The organism is Nonomuraea sp. NPDC052129 (assembly GCF_040680095.1).
Classification (GTDB): Bacteria; Actinomycetota; Actinomycetes; order Streptosporangiales; family Streptosporangiaceae; genus Nonomuraea.
Genome location: NZ_JBFAVX010000027.1, coordinates 90,066 through 106,364 on the forward strand (window position 1 = coordinate 90,066; position 16,299 = coordinate 106,364).

At 69.0% G+C, this 16,299-nt stretch carries 20 protein-coding genes; 9 read left to right on the forward strand and 11 right to left on the reverse strand.

Translation table 11 applies throughout. The features are described 5' to 3' along the window. Positions 1-3: 3 nt before the first annotated feature. Both AB0L53_RS41585 and AB0L53_RS41590 read right to left on the reverse strand, forming a co-directional pair. Complete coding sequence (locus AB0L53_RS41585) at positions 4-390, reverse strand: hypothetical protein (RefSeq protein ID WP_364006671.1); 387 nt, start codon at positions 388-390, stop codon at positions 4-6. 140 nt (positions 391-530) lie between these two features. Further along, positions 531-1,154: a LysE family translocator gene (locus AB0L53_RS41590; RefSeq protein WP_364006673.1), complete on the reverse strand. Its 624-nt coding sequence runs from the start codon at positions 1,152-1,154 to the stop codon at positions 531-533. A gap of 110 nt (positions 1,155-1,264) precedes the next feature. On the opposite strand from AB0L53_RS41590, the gene AB0L53_RS41595 reads away from it, so the two are divergent. Then, the gene (locus tag AB0L53_RS41595; protein WP_364006676.1) at positions 1,265-2,224 is read left to right on the forward strand and encodes a LysR family transcriptional regulator; all 960 of its coding nucleotides are present in this window, start codon (positions 1,265-1,267) and stop codon (positions 2,222-2,224) included. 110 nt (positions 2,225-2,334) lie between these two features. On the opposite strand, the gene AB0L53_RS41600 is transcribed toward AB0L53_RS41595, so the two are convergent. Further along, positions 2,335-2,937: a helix-turn-helix domain-containing protein gene (locus AB0L53_RS41600; protein ID WP_364006679.1), complete on the reverse strand. Its 603-nt coding sequence runs from the start codon at positions 2,935-2,937 to the stop codon at positions 2,335-2,337. Positions 2,938-3,127: 190 nt separating this feature from the next. Between AB0L53_RS41600 and AB0L53_RS41605 the strand changes: the two genes are divergently transcribed. Together AB0L53_RS41605 and AB0L53_RS41610 are read left to right on the forward strand one after the other, a co-directional pair. Continuing rightward, entirely contained in the window at positions 3,128-4,075 is a 948-nt protein-coding gene (locus tag AB0L53_RS41605) for an NAD(P)-dependent alcohol dehydrogenase (RefSeq protein ID WP_364006681.1), read from the forward strand. A 32-nt stretch (positions 4,076-4,107) separates the two neighbouring features. After that, positions 4,108-4,680, forward strand: a complete 573-nt coding sequence (locus tag AB0L53_RS41610; protein WP_364006684.1) for a helix-turn-helix domain-containing protein — start codon at positions 4,108-4,110, stop codon at positions 4,678-4,680. Between the two features lie 9 nt (positions 4,681-4,689). Here AB0L53_RS41610 and AB0L53_RS41615 read toward each other — a convergent pair whose 3' ends face one another. Beyond that, positions 4,690-5,556, reverse strand: coding sequence for an NmrA/HSCARG family protein (locus tag AB0L53_RS41615; protein ID WP_364006687.1), 867 nt, complete (start codon positions 5,554-5,556; stop codon positions 4,690-4,692). Between the two features lie 565 nt (positions 5,557-6,121). On the opposite strand from AB0L53_RS41615, the gene AB0L53_RS41620 reads away from it, so the two are divergent. Continuing rightward, entirely contained in the window at positions 6,122-6,262 is a 141-nt protein-coding gene (locus AB0L53_RS41620; protein WP_364006874.1) for a hypothetical protein, read from the forward strand. 42 nt (positions 6,263-6,304) lie between these two features. Here AB0L53_RS41620 and AB0L53_RS41625 read toward each other — a convergent pair whose 3' ends face one another. Further along, positions 6,305-6,838, reverse strand: a complete 534-nt coding sequence (locus AB0L53_RS41625; protein WP_364006690.1) for a MarR family transcriptional regulator — start codon at positions 6,836-6,838, stop codon at positions 6,305-6,307. A 103-nt stretch (positions 6,839-6,941) separates the two neighbouring features. On the opposite strand from AB0L53_RS41625, the gene AB0L53_RS41630 reads away from it, so the two are divergent. After that, a complete protein-coding gene (locus tag AB0L53_RS41630; RefSeq protein ID WP_364006693.1) occupies positions 6,942-7,886 on the forward strand; it encodes an NADP-dependent oxidoreductase in 945 nt (314 codons plus the stop codon). A 34-nt stretch (positions 7,887-7,920) separates the two neighbouring features. Here AB0L53_RS41630 and AB0L53_RS41635 read toward each other — a convergent pair whose 3' ends face one another. The 4 genes from AB0L53_RS41635 to AB0L53_RS41650 all read right to left on the reverse strand — a co-directional run bounded on the left by AB0L53_RS41635 (position 7,921) and on the right by AB0L53_RS41650 (position 10,685). Next, a complete protein-coding gene (locus AB0L53_RS41635) occupies positions 7,921-8,370 on the reverse strand; it encodes a hypothetical protein (protein ID WP_364006696.1) in 450 nt (149 codons plus the stop codon). A gap of 201 nt (positions 8,371-8,571) precedes the next feature. Further along, positions 8,572-9,033 carry a dihydrofolate reductase gene (locus tag AB0L53_RS41640; RefSeq protein WP_364006699.1) on the reverse strand — a complete coding sequence of 154 codons (462 nt, stop codon included), beginning with the start codon at positions 9,031-9,033 and terminating at the stop codon, positions 8,572-8,574. Further along, complete coding sequence (locus tag AB0L53_RS41645; RefSeq protein WP_364006702.1) at positions 9,030-9,827, reverse strand: thymidylate synthase; 798 nt, start codon at positions 9,825-9,827, stop codon at positions 9,030-9,032. Before AB0L53_RS41645 ends, AB0L53_RS41640 begins: the two co-directional genes overlap by 4 nt. Positions 9,828-10,052: 225 nt before the next feature. Next, positions 10,053-10,685, reverse strand: coding sequence for a TetR/AcrR family transcriptional regulator C-terminal domain-containing protein (locus tag AB0L53_RS41650; RefSeq protein WP_364006705.1), 633 nt, complete (start codon positions 10,683-10,685; stop codon positions 10,053-10,055). A gap of 81 nt (positions 10,686-10,766) precedes the next feature. On the opposite strand from AB0L53_RS41650, the gene AB0L53_RS41655 reads away from it, so the two are divergent. Next, positions 10,767-11,015, forward strand: a complete 249-nt coding sequence (locus tag AB0L53_RS41655; RefSeq protein ID WP_364006708.1) for a hypothetical protein — start codon at positions 10,767-10,769, stop codon at positions 11,013-11,015. Next, positions 11,012-11,971: a zinc-binding dehydrogenase gene (locus tag AB0L53_RS41660; RefSeq protein ID WP_364006711.1), complete on the forward strand. Its 960-nt coding sequence runs from the start codon at positions 11,012-11,014 to the stop codon at positions 11,969-11,971. The genes AB0L53_RS41655 and AB0L53_RS41660 overlap by 4 nt, the downstream gene beginning before the upstream one ends. 139 nt (positions 11,972-12,110) lie before the next feature. Here AB0L53_RS41660 and AB0L53_RS41665 read toward each other — a convergent pair whose 3' ends face one another. After that, on the reverse strand, positions 12,111-13,895 hold the full coding sequence (locus AB0L53_RS41665) for a tannase/feruloyl esterase family alpha/beta hydrolase (protein WP_364006714.1): 1,785 nt from the start codon (positions 13,893-13,895) through the stop codon (positions 12,111-12,113). 349 nt (positions 13,896-14,244) lie between these two features. Further along, positions 14,245-14,376, reverse strand: a complete 132-nt coding sequence (locus tag AB0L53_RS41670; RefSeq protein WP_364006717.1) for a hypothetical protein — start codon at positions 14,374-14,376, stop codon at positions 14,245-14,247. Between the two features lie 244 nt (positions 14,377-14,620). Here AB0L53_RS41670 and AB0L53_RS41675 point away from each other — a divergent pair, with 244 nt between their 5' ends. Further along, entirely contained in the window at positions 14,621-14,830 is a 210-nt protein-coding gene (locus tag AB0L53_RS41675) for a hypothetical protein (RefSeq protein ID WP_364006719.1), read from the forward strand. A gap of 288 nt (positions 14,831-15,118) precedes the next feature. Further along, the gene (locus AB0L53_RS41680) at positions 15,119-16,276 is read left to right on the forward strand and encodes an SGNH/GDSL hydrolase family protein (protein WP_364006721.1); all 1,158 of its coding nucleotides are present in this window, start codon (positions 15,119-15,121) and stop codon (positions 16,274-16,276) included. Positions 16,277-16,299 lie beyond the last annotated feature (23 nt).

Here is a 16,299-nt window from a genome sequence, read left to right on the forward strand (position 1 = left end):
GCTTCAGCCCTGCACGAGCAGCGGGTACGGATCGGGCCGATCGACGCGCACCGCCACGACCGCGTCCTCGCCGGCCACGCCGTACGGGACGCTCGCGCCCAGGCCGGGACGAGAGACAACGCCGAGCCCGTCGGCCAGGCGCCTGCCCGCGACGGCGATCACCAGGTCCCCGGTCCGCAGCCCAGGCCCCGAGTGCGCGGCCGGCACGTCCACCACGACGCCGTCGAGACGCCACGTCGACCAGCCCAGCCGCACGATGCTGCCGTCGGACGGCGCGTCCAGCGAGACGGCGGTCGCGACGACGCCCAGCACCACCAGGACGATCGCGACCCCGTCCGGAACCCTGCGCGACCGTCGCACCGAAGCCCACCAGGACAGCCGCGCGGACAAACCCCCATCCTCACCGACAACCGGCCGCGAAACCACCGGCCCGCCGGACGAGACCGAACTGAGCCAATGGCGGCCCGCCGACCGGTGGGTCACAAGTCGAGTCGGGCGGTCGGGCACTGGAAGAAGTACCGGCCCTGCCCTCAGATACCCGCCGCCACCGCGGCGCCCAGCCCCAGCAGGACGACGCCGGTGGTCACGCTGAGTCCCCGCAGGACGGTCGGCTGCGATACCAGGGCGCGCCCTCGGCTGACGGCCCAGGTGAGCAACATGTACCAGGAGGCACTGACGAGCGCCCACAGGGCTCCCAGGGCGACGGTCGACAGGAACACCGGGCCATTCGCGGTCACGAACTGGGGCAGCACCGAGACGGCGAACACGCCCGCCTTGGGGTTGCCGAGGTTGGTGATCAGGCCGGTGAGATATCCGCCCGCGAAGCCGGTGCGGCGCCCGCCCTCGAAGACCGGGGGAGTGGAAACGGTGGTGAGCGCGGTCCGTAGCGTGTTCACCCCGAGGATCATCAGCACGATGCCGCCCGCGATCCGAAGCATCGCGTACGCGGTGGGGCTGGCCAGCAGGACGGCGGACAGCCCGGCCGCGGCGGCCGTGGACCACAGCAGGAAGCCGGTGGCGTTACCCGCGAGGGTGCCTCGGACCGTGCGTTGCCCGCCTTCCAGAACCTGCCGGATCATCAGGGCTTGACTCGCGCCTGGCAGCATCGCCAGCAGCAAGGTGGTGGCGATGAAAACGGGCACATGCGTGGGCATGGGGAAAGAACCCCTTCCGGGGATTGCGGCCGATGGGTGTCCCACGAGTCTTCCTCTCCCGTACTCCTAAGAGAAGTTAAAAGAGAAGGGTGCAGCGTTAGGATTAGTGAATGCTGGTGGATCCGGGGCAGCTGCGGCTTCTCGCGTTGATCGAGCGGCACGGCTCCTTGACGGCGGCGGCTCACGCGCTCCAACTCACGCCCGCGGCGGTCACCCAGCAGGTGGCCAAGGCCGAGCGCGACTGGCAGGTGCCCCTGGTCATCCGTGGTCCTCGCGGAGCAACGCTCACCGCGGCCGGTGCGCTGCTCGCCTCCCACGGTCGAACCGTGGAGGAGGCATCGGACAAGGCCGAGGCGCAACTGGCCGCACTGCTTGGCCACCTCTCGCTCCGTCTGCGGATCGGCACGTTCCAGGCGGCTGCCCTGCACCTGCTGCCACCCGCCCTGACGGCCCTGCGGCACCGCCATCCGGACGCCGACGTCTCGGTCGTGGACGTGGTGTCCGGACGCGGAGCGGACGAGATCAGCGCGGGGCGCCTGGACCTCGCCATCGTCGCGTCCTGGGGCACACCGCTCACGCCGCCCCCACACCTACGGGCCCACTCGCTGCTGTTGGACCCGATGGTCGTGGTTCTCCCCGATGACCACCCACTGGCCACCGGGCAGCCTGCGGACACCGAACTTCACCTGGAACAACTGCGCGACGAATCGTGGGTTTCCATCCTGGCCGGCCATGCCGCCCGCGAACAGTTCCACGACGCTGCCCGCCAGGCCGGCTTCACTCCCACCGTGCGGTTCGAGACCGAGTCCTACGACGTCGCCCAGGCCCTCGTCGGCACAGGCATCGCCGTGGCCCTGGTCTCGCGCCTGGCCCTGACCCATGCGCCTGGCACCACCCATCGCGAACTGGCCCACCCCAGGCCCTACCGCCAGCTCTACGCCGTGACCAAAACCGACGCCGGCCTCACACCACTCGCAGACATGCTCATCGACCTCCTACGTGATGTCGCCCGCGACATCACCGCCACCTGGGAGGCTCCCCTCTCATCGAACTCACCGCACGGAGCCTGAAAAGCCCCCGGTTCTGAATCGACACCGCCTGGTCCGGAGCGGCCGGCCCCGCTCCGACCGACCATCGACGCCGGCAGCTGGCTCGGCGTCGGCGCTTCACCCGGCCGTAGCTACGCGAGCGCAGGGCCTATCGCCGCGGGAGGCGGGAGAGAGCCAGGGCGCTGTACCTGGAAAGCCTGGAAGAGATAGGCCAGCAGGCGCCGGGAGGCCGCGAGGGCGGCTTCTCTCGGTTGTCCGGCGAGGCCGCTGTTTGCCAGGAGCAGGAGGGTGATATCGGCGGGGTCGAAGTCGTCGCGCAGCTGTCCGGTCTCGCGGGCACGCTGGACCAGCCGCGCCAGAGCCTCTTCGGCACAGTCGCGTTCGTGATCGTGATCAAGGGCGTCGGGGAACTGATCCCGGAATACGGAGGCGAAGCCGCGGTCGGTCACCTGTGTGGCGCACACCTTCTCCAGGAGTGTGTACAGGCCGTGCCCGGGATCAGGGTCGGCGAGGGCCTCCTCGAAGGCTGCCGCGCACAGGGCGAGTTGCTCGGCGAAGGCGGCGGCGGCAAGCGCAGTGCGGGTGGGGAAGCGGCGGTAGAGGGTGGCCACGCCTACGCCGGCGCGGCGGACGACGGCGCTCATAGGGGCGTCAATGCCCTGGGCCGCGAACACCTCGCGCGCAGCTTCGAGGATGCGTGCCCGGTTGCGCCAGGCATCGGCGCGCAGGCCCACAGGGTCTGCATCGCCGGGCACATCGCCGACGTGCCCGGACGGCTTGTGAGATGGCTGAGCAGGCAATGTCTCTCACTTCAAGCTAAATGGACGATATCATCCACTTACGGGTTTAGCGTGAGCGTACCAGCGGGCGCATACAGCGCCTCCGCAGCTCCGAAATGCGACACAGGACAAGATCATGAGCGACATGCGCGCAGCCCTCTTCGACCGATACGGCCCCCCGGAGGTCCTCTACGTGGGCAAGCGGCCGACGCCGACCCCCGCGCCCGAGGAGGTGCTGGTGCGGGTGCACGCCGCCAGCGTCAACGGCGGCGAGCTGCTCGACCGGGCCGGGAGAACGCGCCTGGTAACTGGCCGCACTTTCCCCAAGACGAGCGGGATCGACTTCGCCGGGGAGGTAGCCGAAGTCGGTTCGTCGGTCACCGGAGTACGTGAAGGGGATCGGGTGTGGGGGCTGCTGGGGCGCAAGACGGGCAGCATGGCGGAGCACGTCGCCGTGCGCCCCCGCCAGATCGCCCCCGCTCCGGAGAACCTCACCCCGGTGCAGGCCATCTCACTGCTCGCCGGCGGGGCCACGGCGGTCACCGCCCTGCGCGAGAAGGCCGCCATCAAACCCGGTGAGCGACTCCTGGTGCGCGGGGGCAGCGGAGGCGTGGGCAGCGTCGTGGTGCAGATCGGCAAGCTCTTCGGTGCCCACGTCGTCGCTCTCGCGGGCGCGAAAAACCTCGACTTCGTCCGCGGCCTGGGCGCCGACGAAGCACTCGACTACCGCACGACTCGCCTGTCTGAGCTGGGCCGTTTCGACGTCATCGTCGACACCGCCGGCACGCAGCAGTCCCGCTTCCGCCGCCTGCTGGCACCCGGCGGGCGCATGGTCGCCATCACCCTCGACTTCAACAGGCCTCTCGCCGGCCTCGCCTCCATCCTCGCCTCGACCATCCACGGGAGCAGACGCATCCGCGTGTTCAGCGGCAACCCCGGCACCGAGCTGCTGGCCCAGATCACCCGTTACGCGGAGCACGGCGACATCGTCCCCGTCGTGGACACCGTCCACCCTCTCGACCGGCTCGCCGATGCCCACCGGGCCCTGGAAGCCGGTGGCGTCCGCGGCAAACACGTCATCCAGATCAGGTGAGGGGGCGAACACTCACGTAGGATGTGTTGTTCATGACCTCCACGCGGCCGCGCAAGCTCCGGAAGGATGCGGCGGAGAACACTGAGCGGCTGATCGCCGCAGCTGTGCGTGCGGGACTGGCCGAGGGTAAGTTCGTTCCGCTGGAGCAGATCGCCGCTGAGGCGGGAGTCGGGATCGGGACGCTCTACCGTCGCTACCCGAACCGGGAGGCGCTGCTTGAGGCGATGGCGGTCCGCGCCTATCGTCTGATCCTGGCCGAGGCCGAGGACGCGCTGACGTCCGGCGATACCGGTCATGACTCGATCAGCCGCTTCCTCCATCAAACCTTCGCTCATCGCGACGAACTGGTGCTTCCGCTCCACGGAGCACCCATGACCGAGGGCACTGAGTCCGCGACGCTGCGCGCGCGCATGCAGCAGACCATGGGCGCCATCCTTGAGCGCGGCCATCAGGACGGTTCGGTCCGCATGGATGTGAATGCGGGGACTGTGGTGCGTTTCGGGGCGATGCTCGCGCAGCCGATGTCGAACGTGCCCGGCTGGGCCGAGGCGGCCGCCGAGCTGCGCGCGGTGTTCCTGCGCGGCATCGCACCCGATCGCGGTTAGTTCGACGCGTCAGTTCCGCCGCGCGGAACCCTGGTCGGATACCCATGCCGCGAAGTCGCGCGCGTCGGGGACGAGGTGGCGCGTGAGGTCGAAGTCGGCCTGGTAGGCGGGGATGGTGGTGAACCACTGGAACATCGCTCGCATGTCCTCGTCATCACGGAGCACATCGATCGGCAGCCCTTCGTACCGCGTCGGCCGGCCGAGCTCGGATGCGACCCGGTCGGCCACCTGAGCCATGGTGAGCTCATCGCCGGCGAGTTCGACCGCATCACCATCGATGACATCAGGGGCGATCAAGAGACGCGCGGCGGCGGCGCCGATGTCGCGAACAGCGATCATCTGGAGCGGAACGTCACCCGCGACCGGCAGGCGAAGCACCAGCTCCCCACTCCCGCCGTCGGTGAGCTGCGGCGCCAGGTTTTCCATGAAGAACGTCGGGCGGACGAACTTCGTCGCTACGACCTCGCTGAGCCGCCGTTCGACCCGGTGCTTGCTCTCGAAGTGCGGGATCCCTGTCGCTCGCTCCGCCCCGCCGACCGACGAGTACACGACGTGCGGCACGCCCGCGCGTGCTGCGGCATCCGCGACGGCCACACCGCGGCGCGCCTCGCCCTCCGTGCCGTCCGCTCCCTCGAACGTCGTCATGAAGAACAGTGCCGCGACCTCGGTGAGTGCTCGCTGGAGCGATTCGCTGTCCTCCTGGTCGGCGGCGACGACCTCCACGCCGCGGGCTCGGAGAGCATGTGCGCCCGCGGCTTCGGTGTCGCGAACCAGGGCGCGAACCGCTTGCTTCTGCGCGAGCAGAGCGCCCACCACGCTGCCGCCCTGCTGTCCGGTCGCACCGATCACGGCGATGGGCTGCTGAAGCTGAGTCATGAGTCATCCAATCTGAGTAGATGACAGCTAAAGCGGAGGAAAACCTCCGCTATTCCCGTACGATGAGCGCATGCTCGTTGACGCGGACTCAGGCGGTTACGCCGCCGCCACCCGACCCCACAACTCCTCCATCAAGCAGCGACCCGCGCGGGTCGCAGTCGTCTCCCGTCCGGAGGACATCGCGCCCACGCTCGATGAGGTGACTGCGCTCGCGCAGTCGTCGGGCACGCCACTCGAGATCGTGCCGCAGGCGACCGGTCACGGAGCCGGGCGCGCCGGTGGACAAGGGGGCGGTCCTCCTCGACACCTCGAGGCTCACCGACGTGTCGATCGACCCCGAGTCGCGCGTCGCCGTGGTCGGGGCCGGCGCGACCTGGTCTGCGGTGAACGCCGCCGCCGAGTCGGGATCGCTCACACGCTGGAGTTCGGCCTCGTCCCAGCGGCGGACCTCCATGCCGGAGCACTGCTGTGGCATGCCGAGGCGCTACCGAAACTCGTCGCAGCATGGTCGAGCACCATCGCGACAGTCGGTAGCGGCGTTTCCTCCAGCATCGCGGTGCTCCACGTGCCGCCTCTGCCCCCGTTCCCGGAGGAACTGCACGGGAGGGTCGCGGTTCACCTCGCGATCGCCGATCCGGCCGGGCCCGTCGCGGCGGCTCCGCTGCTCGACGCGATGCGAATCCGCCGCTCGCGCCTGCTCGGATGATCCCGCGGCGCTCGTTGACCCAGCGATGGGGCCGGGGCGCGATCAGGCTCCGCCGCCAGTGAGGCTCTGGCGTGCGGCGCTCTTCTGGCGCGGCTTCGCCGATCGAGGCGGGATGGAGCGCATGTGATCGCGGACGACGGTCAGGACACGAGCGAGGCTGTCGATGTCCGCGCGCGCGAGCGGTTCGAGGAAGAGTTGCCGCAGGACGTCGATGTGACCGGGGAACACCCTGGCGAGCACGTCCCGTCCCACCTCGGTGATGGTCACCGTCACGCCCCGGTCGTCCTGCGCGGACGGGCTGCGGGCGACGAGTCCGGCCTTCTCCAGCAGGCTCACTTGGTAGGTCAGGCCGCTGCGGCTGTACACGACCCCGTCTGCCAGTTCGGTCATGCGCTGGCTGCCGTCTGCCATGTCCCCGAGTCTGGCCAGGAGCTGGAACTGGACGTAGCTGAGGTCGCCGGCCTCGCGCAGCTGCTGCTCCACCGTGTGGCGCAGGAGGCTGCTCACCTCGATCAGCGCGAAGTACGCGCCGAGTTCGGCGGAATCGAGCGGCGGAGGGGACGCGTCTTCGGTCATGCCGCAATCGTACTTGCTTCGAGTTCGAAGCAGTGCTAGCTTCATTTCACTGAAGTGCTTCGAATTCGAAGCATAATGATTCCCGCGAAGAAGGAAGTTCGTCATGAAGGCAGTGCGATTCCACGAGTACGGCGATGCTGATGTCCTGCGCTACGAGGACGTGGCGCGGCCCGTCCCCAGCGCTGGTGAGGTTCGCATCCGGGTCGCGGCGACGTCGTTCAACCCGGTCGACGCCGGTATCCGCAGCGGTGGTCTCCAGGGCCCGTTCCCGGTGACGCTCCCGCACACGCCTGGCATCGACGTCGCCGGAACGGTCGACGCGCTCGGTGACGGCGTCGATGCGGTGGCGGTCGGTGACGAGGTCGTCGGATTCCTCCCAATGATCGGCGATGGCGCAGCCGCTGAGTACGTCACCGCGCCCGCCGAGGTCCTGACGGCCGCGCCTTCGAGCGTGCCGCTGGCTGACGCGGCGGCCCTGCCACTGGTGGGCCTGACCGCATGGCAGGCGCTGTTCGAACTCGGCGAGCTCACCGCAGGGCAACGCGTGCTCATCACCGGCGCCGGAGGCGCTGTCGGTGCCTACGCGGTGCAGTTGGCAAAGAACATCGGCGCGTACGTCATCGCCACGGCGAGCCCGCGCAGCGCGGACAGGGTCCGGGCCGCCGGTGCCGACGAGGTCCTCGACCACACCGCGACCGACGTGGTGGATGCGGTGACCCAGCCGGTCGACCTCTTGCTCAACCTCGCACCGATCGAGCCCTCGCAGTTCGCCGACCAGGCCGCTCTCGTGCGGTCCGGCGGGGCCGTCGTCAACACCACGGTGTGGATGCAGGCGCCGAGCGACGAAACGCGCCATGTGCGCGGGCTCAACGTCTTCGTCCGGAGCGACGCCAAGCAACTCGCCGGCCTCGTGGCGGCGATCGACCGAGGCGAACTTCATATCGACATCAGCCGCCGTATCCAGCTCAAGGACCTCCCGGCCTTCCATGCGGAAGTCGCCGCCGGTGCCGTGTCCGGCAAGGTCGTCGTCCTTGCGCCGACAGCCTGACCTTCTCATCCCTCACTGGAAGGGAACCTGTCCCTCATCCTGGATCCCGAAGCCGCCGGAAAGGGCATGCCCTCGAAAGCGGCCAACCCGCTGTGAGCGCCCGGATGCGCGGGGTCCGCTCGCAACACCTGCTCGTAGAGCCGCTGCGCCTCTTTCGCATCCGTTCGCAGTTCCTCCTGGCCAGGTTGCCCTCGTCGTCCGCGCCCTCCTCGTCGAAATCCTCCTCGTCGTCGAGCCCATAGGCGTAGGCGAGGGCATCGGCGTCACCAGTAAGGCGGGCGGCCAGCAAGACAGCAGCCTCGTGATCCTCAGGACGCCCTTCCAGCGCGACACGAAACCACCACACGCACGGCCACTCATCATCGGACTCCTCCATCTCGGCCGGGAGAAGACTCAGGAGCCTGCCGTATTCGCGCGCGGCCTCGTAGTCTCCCGCCTGGGCGGCGCCTCGAACACTTTCCAGGTGATGTTGAACAAGGGTCATGCCCCAGGACCTTAGGAGTTTTTGCCCGGATAAGGGGAACTTATCCGGGCGCGCTAGTCAGGTCCTCGTCCGTGAGCTTCTTCACCCAGGCCGCTTCGACGAAGTGCCAATCCCCACCTCCCGACTCGGAGGAGATGTTCGGGAGTTCCAGCAGGCCGAAGGTCGGGTCGCTGTGAGCGGCTTCGGTGTGGACCCGGTCGTTCAGCAGTCCCGGGTCACGAACCGATAGTGCAGTCCGGTCGACGATTCCTGCCATGGCCCGACGGAGTCCGGCGAGCGCCCCGTGTCCGGCGCGTACGTGTCTCCTGCGAAGAACTCGCGAATCTCGGTGACCACGATCCGGTCTGCGAACGGCAGCGCCGCCCGGTACACGGTCGCGCCGCCGATCACCCACACGTCCCCGGCCGCCGTGGCGAGCGCCTGCTGCAGGTTGGGGAAGGTCTCCACGCCTTCCTGTGGCGTACGTGACAGCACAAGATTGCGTCTGTTCGGCAGCGGCCGGAAGCGCGGCGGCAGCGACTCCCAGGTGCGGCGGCCCATGAGCACGCTCGCGCCCGCGGTCAGGGAGCGGAAGTGCTTCAGGTCTTCCGGCAGGTGCCAGGGCAGCGTGCCGTCGCGGCCGATCACGCCGTTGGCCGACTGCGCCCAGATGAGCCCGATCACACCGCCACCGGCGCCTTGATGCCGGGGTGCGGATCATAGCCGTGTAGCGTGAAGTGCGCATAGGTGTAGTCGAACAGGCTGTCGGCCGGCTTCAGACTCAAGGTCGGGAATGGCCGCGCGTGGCGTGCGAGTTGGGTGTGGACCTGGTCCTGGTGGTTGTCGTAGATGTGGCAGTCGCCTCCGGTCCAGACGAAGTCACCGACGCCGAGGCCCACCTGCTCGGCGATCATGTGCGTCAGCAGTGCGTAGCTGGCGATGTTGAACGGCACGCCGAGGAACAGGTCCGCGCTGCGCTGGTACAGCTGGCAGGACAGTTCGCCGTCGGAGACGTAGAACTGGAAGAACGCGTGGCATGGCGGCAGCGCCATCCGCTGGATGTCGGCGACGTTCCACGCGGACACGATGATCCGCCGAGAGTCGGGGTTCTCGCGGAGCGTGCGCAGCACTTCGCTGATCTGGTCGATGTGCCCGCCGTCCGGGGTCGGCCATGACCGCCACTGCACGCCGTAGACCGGGCCGAGATCACCGTCCGGCGCCGCCCACTCGTCCCAGATCGTGACGCCGTTCTCCCGCAGCCATGTGACGTTCGCGTCGCCGCGCAGGAACCACAGCAATTCGTACGCGATCGAGCGGAAATGGACCTTCTTCGTGGTGATCAGCGGGAAGCCGTCCGACAGCCGGTAGCGCAACTGGTGGCCGAAGATCGACCGCGTGCCCGTCCCGGTGCGGTCCTCCTTGCGGGCGCCCGTGTCGAGCACGTGGCGGAGCAGGTCTTCATACTGCGTATCCGACATGCGGCAAGTCTAGAAGCGCGGTTCCTACGGGCCGTCTATCAGCGCCCGATGGCGATGCCGCGACCGCGGGGTCCGCGAGCACAACGCGAATGAAAAGTACGCTTCGAAGCGCGGGTGGATCGGGTTGGCGTGACTGGTCGTCCCAGAGGTACCGGTCGGGTGTTTCATATGCGAGGGCCCTTGCTGTGTTGGGCGACTCGGGGCGCTTGTGCCAGGGCTGACCGGTCAGGACGTGGGGCCGGACCGCGCCGCAGGACCATGGATGATCTGTTCCAGACAGTCGCGGAACAGATCGTCGACGCTGTGGCCAGCCTGGAAGTACTCTGTCACGCCGGCCATCACGGTGGGGTACGCCGTGGCGTACGCGGCCATGTCGAAGCCGTCCAGGGCGTCCGCGTCAGGGCGGCCGGCCTGTTCCTCCAGGACGTAGCCGACGGTGAAGCGCAACACCGTCAATACGATCAGGCGAGCCTGCCTCAGGGGAATGCCCCGCCCGACCAGTGTGCTCATTGCCAGTTCGGAGATGGCGGCCATCTTGAGGGACAGCTGGGAGGCCGCGATGATCCGGGCTCCGTCCGGGTGGGCCAGCAGCGCGCGGCGCAGCCGGACGGCCAGGCCGATCAGCCAGTCCGGCCAGCGCTCCTCCGGCGCGGGCGACGCCGGCTCGGGGAACTGCTGCTCAAGAATCGCCTCGGCCATCGCGGTGACCAGCGCCGCCTTGTTCGGGATGTGCCAGTAAAGGGTCGGCGACTGTACGCCGAGCCGGGCGGCCAGTTTGCGCGTGGTCACGCCGTCGAGACCCTCTGCGTCCAGTAGCGCGACGGCCTCGGTGACGATCCGCTGCTTGTCCAAAGCCAATTCCGGCACCTCCCTTCCGGAGTCTATCACTGATAGAATCCTCTATCAGTGATAGAGACTCGCGCGCCTGAGGAGGCAACGATGAGACACCAGCACTCGCTCCGCGACCTGCTGCACTGGGCGACCCATCGCATTCCGGGGATTCCCGCGCACACCGAGCGGCGGGCCGGGCGCCAGGGCCAGGCCCGCCACGGCCACGGGTGGCGGCACTCGCTCACGCACCACCGTTCGCACCACCACGGGTTCAACCACTCCTCGGCCCGGCCGCCTCGTGTCCTGGTGGCGTGGCAGATGCGGATCGCTCGCTTGTTCGGGCAGGAGCTGGGATGAAGGCAGCGGTGCTCCACGAGGTCGGCGGCATCCCGCGCTATGAGGACTTCCCCGATCCGGTGGCCGACGACGGCGAGGTGATCATCGATGTCAAAGCGGTCGCCGTCGAGAACGTCGACAAGGCGATCGCGGCCGGTACGCACTACGCCAGCGAGAAGTACATCGGCCGGCTTCCGGTGATCCCTGCCTTCGACGGCATCGGCGCCCTCCCGGACGGCACGCTCGTCGGGTTCGGCAACATCCGCCTGCCCTACGGCGCGCTCGCCGAGAAGGCCGTGGTGCCCCAGGGCTCCTACATGCCGATCCCCGACGGCATCGACCCGGCCGTGGTCGCGGTGATGGCCTCGGCCGTCACCGCGATGTCGATGAAGACGGCCGCGGGGTTCGTTCCCGGGGAGACGGTGCTGGTGCAGGGCGCCACCGGGGTCGCCGGGCGGCTCGCGGTCAAGGTGGCCCGGCTGCTGGGCGCCGGCCGGATCGTGGCCACCGGCCGCGACGACGACCGGTTGCGCGAGGTACAGGCCATCGGGGCCGACACGGTGATCAACACCGCGGTCTCCGACGAGGCGCTGGCGCAGGCGTACCTCGACGCCAGGGGGGACGGCTACGACGTCGTCATGGACTACCTGTGGGGTAGGCCCAGCGAGATCCTGCTGCGCGCGCTGGTGCCGCGGTCGTTCGCGTTCGGCAAGCCGACCCGGGTGGTCCAGATCGGCGAGTCGGTCGGCACCGAGCTCGCCCTCGCCGGGTCGAGCCTGCGCACCTCCGGCGTGGAGATCTACGGCGCGGCCAAGGGCCTCGACCCGCAGACCATGGACGAGGCGTACCAGCAGGTCGTGACGTGGACGCGGTCCGGCGAGCTCACCTTCGACGTGGAGAAGGTCCCGCTGAGCGACATCGCGACCGCTTGGCAGCGAACCGACCTCAAAGGCAGGCGACTCGTCGTGATGCCATGATTTGCGCGCGGCCAGTCTGGCGCCCTCGGTCGTGAGGGCGCTGCTTTGCGGTAATGCGGCACGGTGGAGCGCGAGCGGGGCGGTGACGGGACCAATTGGCCCTGGCCGCGGTTCTGGAGTAGGACGCCAAGCCGCCCAGCTAGCTCGGCCGTTGCGCCAGGGTGCAGGACCAGCGGCCGTCGTGCCAGCCGCAGGTCTGCTCGTAGCCGGAGCGGAACGACCCGAGCCAGGGGATGTCGTCCTCGTAGCGCGTGGGCGGCGGAGTCGGTGCGAAGTTCGCCGCGTCGTCGACGCTGCCGCTCCCGTCGTAGCGTGCGACGGTCGGATAGGGATAGACCGGCCGGGTCCGTACGACGGTGTCGTCCTGGCGCTTCGTGGCGACGAGCCGGTCGGGTGCGACGCCGTTCTCGACCCAGGCGAGGGTGGGGGTGAGCGCGTCGATCGCGTCCGGCCCCTGACCGTCACCGCAGTGGGCGACGCCCGGCAGCATGAACAGGCGGGCGAACTGCTGCGTGGCGTCCGTCCCGCCCATGCGCTCGGTGAGGGCGTGGTAGTAGGCGATCGTCCCGTACGGCGAGATTGCCTGGTCTGCCCAGCCGTGCCAGAGGAGGAGCTTCCCGCCCGCGGCGCGGAAGGCTGTCAGGTCGGGGTCGCTCGCGTCGTAGACGCCGGCCTGCCGGTAGATATCGCGGAACGTCGCCGAGTCGTAGTGCAGGTCGCGCAGTGTCGCCGACGGCCGGGCAGACGGGTAGGCGAGGTACTTCAACGCGTTCGTCGCGTTGCCCTCGGCCACGGCCGGGTCGCCGGTGGCGGTCGGGGTGACCCAGCGGGCCCAGTTCGCTTCCGAGCCCACGGGCTCGCCCCCCGGGTACATCCGCCGGCCCCGCTCGTCGCGTGGCCCGTCGTACAGCTTGCGTACGGCACCGATCTGCGCGTCGGTGAGGCAGTCCGCGCTGTCGGTTCCTGTCGCGCAGCGCAGGCTCCGCGGATCGAACGCGCAGGCACGCGGGTCGTCGATCTGGCCGTCGGCCAGGCCGTCCCGTGCGTCGCACTCGCGCATGACGGCGGCGTGCAGCGCGGGAAGCTTGGCGGCGGTCATGATGGGCCGGCCCCGCGCGTCGGTGTTGGCTGTGGCGTGCCAGCCCGCGGACCACACGATGAGCGACGTGAGCAACGACGCCGGGGCGCCGGCGATGATGCCGTCGAAGTCACGCGGGTAGCGCTGCGCCTCGGTCATCCCCTCGTGGCCGCCCTGCGAGCAGCCGTCGAAGTAGGAGTAGCGCGGGCCTTGTCCGTAGTAGAGCGCGATGAGCCGCTTGGCGACGAGCGCGACGACGTGGTCGGACCGGTAGCCGAAGTCGACCCGGAGCTGCGGATCGGCACCGAACGTGCCGTCGAAGCCGGAGACGCCGACGTGCCCCCCGTTGCCGGTGGCTATGGCGAAGTCGCCGCGGGTCAGCGGCACGCACCCGTCCGTCGCGTCGGCGTAGATGTCGACGCTCCCGCAGAACGCCCCGCACCCGGTCTGCAGATACCGCTGCCGCCACGTCTCGGTGGGGAGGAGCACGTCGAACTGGATCTGCGGCGCCGCGGTTCCCTTGACTTCGCAGGCCGCCCAGCCGTCCGGCGAGGTCATCGCGGTCGCGGACCCGATGACCGCCGGTGCGCCGGGCGTGCCCGACAGGTCCTGCCCGGCGAGGGCCGCACAGTCGATCCTCGGCAGCACCACGGGAGGGCCGGAGGACGAACCGCGCGCCTCGGCGGGCACCCCGGCCACGGCCGTACGGGCCGCGGCCTGGCCACCGCCGGCCATCACGAGGACGGTGAGGACGGCGAGTACAACCGGTAGCGCCCGGACTCCAGCGGTGCGGCCGGCGCGGCCCGGCGTCCGACCCCGTACACAAGCGAGCAGTTCTTGCGTCATCGCCATACTTGATCGTGACGGAAGGCGGGGATCGGCGGCAATGGCTTTCGGGCCCGCTCCAGGTCGAGGTCTGTCGACCCGCATCATCCGCGCGCGGTTGATCATGCCGAAGAGATAATCAAGCCAGCCACCGTCACCGCTCGGAAACGATCAAGAACCGCAATCGTGATCTCGGCCTTCGAGGAGGCTGAGTGCCGAAATTAGCGGTAGCGATCTGCGGATTCTTCGCCTGTTAGCGATCCGTGATGCCCCGAAATTCCTACGGCTCCGGCCAGCCGCCACTGTGTTGATCAGTGAGTACGGCGGGGGTGCCAGGACCTCGGTGACCTTGGCGGTAGGCGCCTAGCTTTCAGCGTTGGCGTCGCCGGGCTGCGGGGTCGTGTTCGGCGGTGATGCGGGCGGAGGCCAGGAATACCGGTCCGGCGGTGCGGCCGTTCAGCAGGCGGGGCAGCAGGCGGGCGGTGGCGCTGGCCCAGTGCACGTATTCGATGACGCCGTCCTTGGAGGTGAGGCGGGCGCGGCGGAACTCGGTGTCGAGGTCTTCGACGTTGAAGGAGAGGACCTCTTCGGCTCGGGCGGCCGTTTCGCCGGCTCAGGCGGCGGGCGGGGTTGGTGGCGAGGAGGTCGTGGCGCTGGGCCCAGGTGGTGAAGGAGATCAGCGCGGACAGGTGCCGGTTCCAGGTGGCTGGGGCCGCGCTCTGCCAGGTGGCCATCACCGCGGCGTAGTGGTCGCAGTCCAGATCGGCGACCGGGTGGTGCGGGTCGGCCACGGTGCGGGCGTAGCCGGTGCGGGTGGTGGCGGCGCCGAGCGAGTCGAGGAACGTCTCGACGGCGCCGGCGACGGTGGCTTGTCCGGTGGCCCGTCGCTACCGGGGTGGCTGGAGGGTGTGCCGGGGAAGGCGACGACCGGCATGACGGACCTCCCGCGGAGCTGATGTGACAGATAACGCTACCGAGTCGGCCCGGCTGGGGCGAGCGCCGAGCTGGGCGGACGCGGCCCGCGCGCATCAGGTGTGACAGGTAATAGAAATTCTCTGGCGGAAGACAGAGGACTCTCACTCTCTCGCTATATTACTCTGTGTAATCGTAAAATTACTTTCAGTATGCGCCGGTCGGAGATCGAGAAGAACCACCACAGGAAGCACAGCCACCTGGCAGAGACCTCATGCCCCCTCGCCGCTCCGGGCCAAGCAAATGCCACATGTGACCGACGAAGGAGAGGCATGCGCCTACCACCCATCGCCCTGAACGTCACCCTCGTCAGCGGCATCGCCGCGACCCTGCTGACCGGCCCCGCCGCCCAGGCCGCCCCGGCCACAGCCCAGCACACGATCCTGAACTCCGCCGGTCCGGCCGCGACGGCTCAGCACCAGTCCCGCGCCTCACTGAAGTGGACCGCGCTCGGCGACTCCTACAGCGCCGGCGCCCTCATACCCCGATGGGATCCCAGCGACGGCTGCGGCCGGTCCAATCACAGCTGGGAACAACAGCTGGCGCAGCGGCTGAACGCCGGGACCTCCAACTCGGTCCGCCTCACCGACGTCACCTGCGGTGCCGCCGAGATAGGCAAGGGCGTCCTGCACCCGCAGACCTGTGACATGCTCCTGGGTCCGCCGTTCAACCGTGGCGCCTGCGCATGGCCGGCCAAGCCCGCGCAGATCGACGCGCTCAACGGCGACGAGGACATCGTCACCGTCGGGATCGGCGGCAACACCCTCGGATTCGCCACCATCCTGGCCAAATGCCTGGAAATGGGGGTGGAGCCGGGAGATTCGCCGAGCCCGGGCCCAGGGTGCAGCGGCTACTACGAGAACGGCGAAGGCAGGCACTGGCTGGCGGACAAGTTCGCCACCCTGACCCATGAGTACACCAGCATGATGGCGCAGATCCACCAGCGTGCTCCGCACGCGAGGGTGTTCCTGCTGGGCTACCCCACGGTCGTGTCCAGGCCGTTCAACCAGCTCAACTGCTACTGGGGGAACTTCAAGCGGCTGGGCACCATCCGCCTCGGCGTGGACGGAGACTTCCTCATCGGCGTGGAGCAGCGGCTCAACGACGTGATAGGGGAGCAGGCGCAAGACAACCCGCAGTGGGCCACCTACGTCGACACCTACCAGTCCAGCCAGGGCCACGGAGTGTGCGCCACGGGCACCGACCAGTGGATGTACGGGGTGTTCGACAACCTGGTGATCCCGCAGGGCGAGACCAAGCCCGCCGACCCGGCCGAATACCAGTGCGCTCTCCGCGATGAACTCCCGCCCGGCACCCCCAAGGGTGAGGCGTGCACGCTCATCCACCCCAACGTCCGCGGCGCGAACAACCAAGCCAACCAGATGCATGCGGCATTCGATGGCGCAGGCCTGACATCGGGATCGAGGTAACCAGCAGCTCCGGCCGGCAACGA

Excerpts from the sequence above, each read along its gene's own strand:
- AB0L53_RS41595 (WP_364006676.1), top strand. The coding sequence starts at position 1,265 with ATGCTGGTGGATCCGGGGCAGCTGCGGCTTCTCGCGTTGATCGAGCGG.
- AB0L53_RS41680 (WP_364006721.1), top strand. The coding sequence starts at position 15,119 with ATGCGCCTACCACCCATCGCCCTGAACGTCACCCTCGTCAGCGGCATC.
- AB0L53_RS41665 (WP_364006714.1), bottom strand. The coding sequence starts at position 13,895 with ATGACGCAAGAACTGCTCGCTTGTGTACGGGGTCGGACGCCGGGCCGC.
- AB0L53_RS41615 (WP_364006687.1), bottom strand. The coding sequence starts at position 5,556 with ATGACTCAGCTTCAGCAGCCCATCGCCGTGATCGGTGCGACCGGACAG.
- AB0L53_RS41625 (WP_364006690.1), bottom strand. The coding sequence starts at position 6,838 with ATGACCGAAGACGCGTCCCCTCCGCCGCTCGATTCCGCCGAACTCGGC.
- AB0L53_RS41630 (WP_364006693.1), top strand. The coding sequence starts at position 6,942 with ATGAAGGCAGTGCGATTCCACGAGTACGGCGATGCTGATGTCCTGCGC.
- AB0L53_RS41660 (WP_364006711.1), top strand. The coding sequence starts at position 11,012 with ATGAAGGCAGCGGTGCTCCACGAGGTCGGCGGCATCCCGCGCTATGAG.
- AB0L53_RS41645 (WP_364006702.1), bottom strand. The coding sequence starts at position 9,827 with ATGTCGGATACGCAGTATGAAGACCTGCTCCGCCACGTGCTCGACACG.
- AB0L53_RS41655 (WP_364006708.1), top strand. The coding sequence starts at position 10,767 with ATGAGACACCAGCACTCGCTCCGCGACCTGCTGCACTGGGCGACCCAT.
- AB0L53_RS41610 (WP_364006684.1), top strand. The coding sequence starts at position 4,108 with ATGACCTCCACGCGGCCGCGCAAGCTCCGGAAGGATGCGGCGGAGAAC.
- AB0L53_RS41590 (WP_364006673.1), bottom strand. The coding sequence starts at position 1,154 with ATGCCCACGCATGTGCCCGTTTTCATCGCCACCACCTTGCTGCTGGCG.
- AB0L53_RS41635 (WP_364006696.1), bottom strand. The coding sequence starts at position 8,370 with ATGACCCTTGTTCAACATCACCTGGAAAGTGTTCGAGGCGCCGCCCAG.
- AB0L53_RS41605 (WP_364006681.1), top strand. The coding sequence starts at position 3,128 with ATGCGCGCAGCCCTCTTCGACCGATACGGCCCCCCGGAGGTCCTCTAC.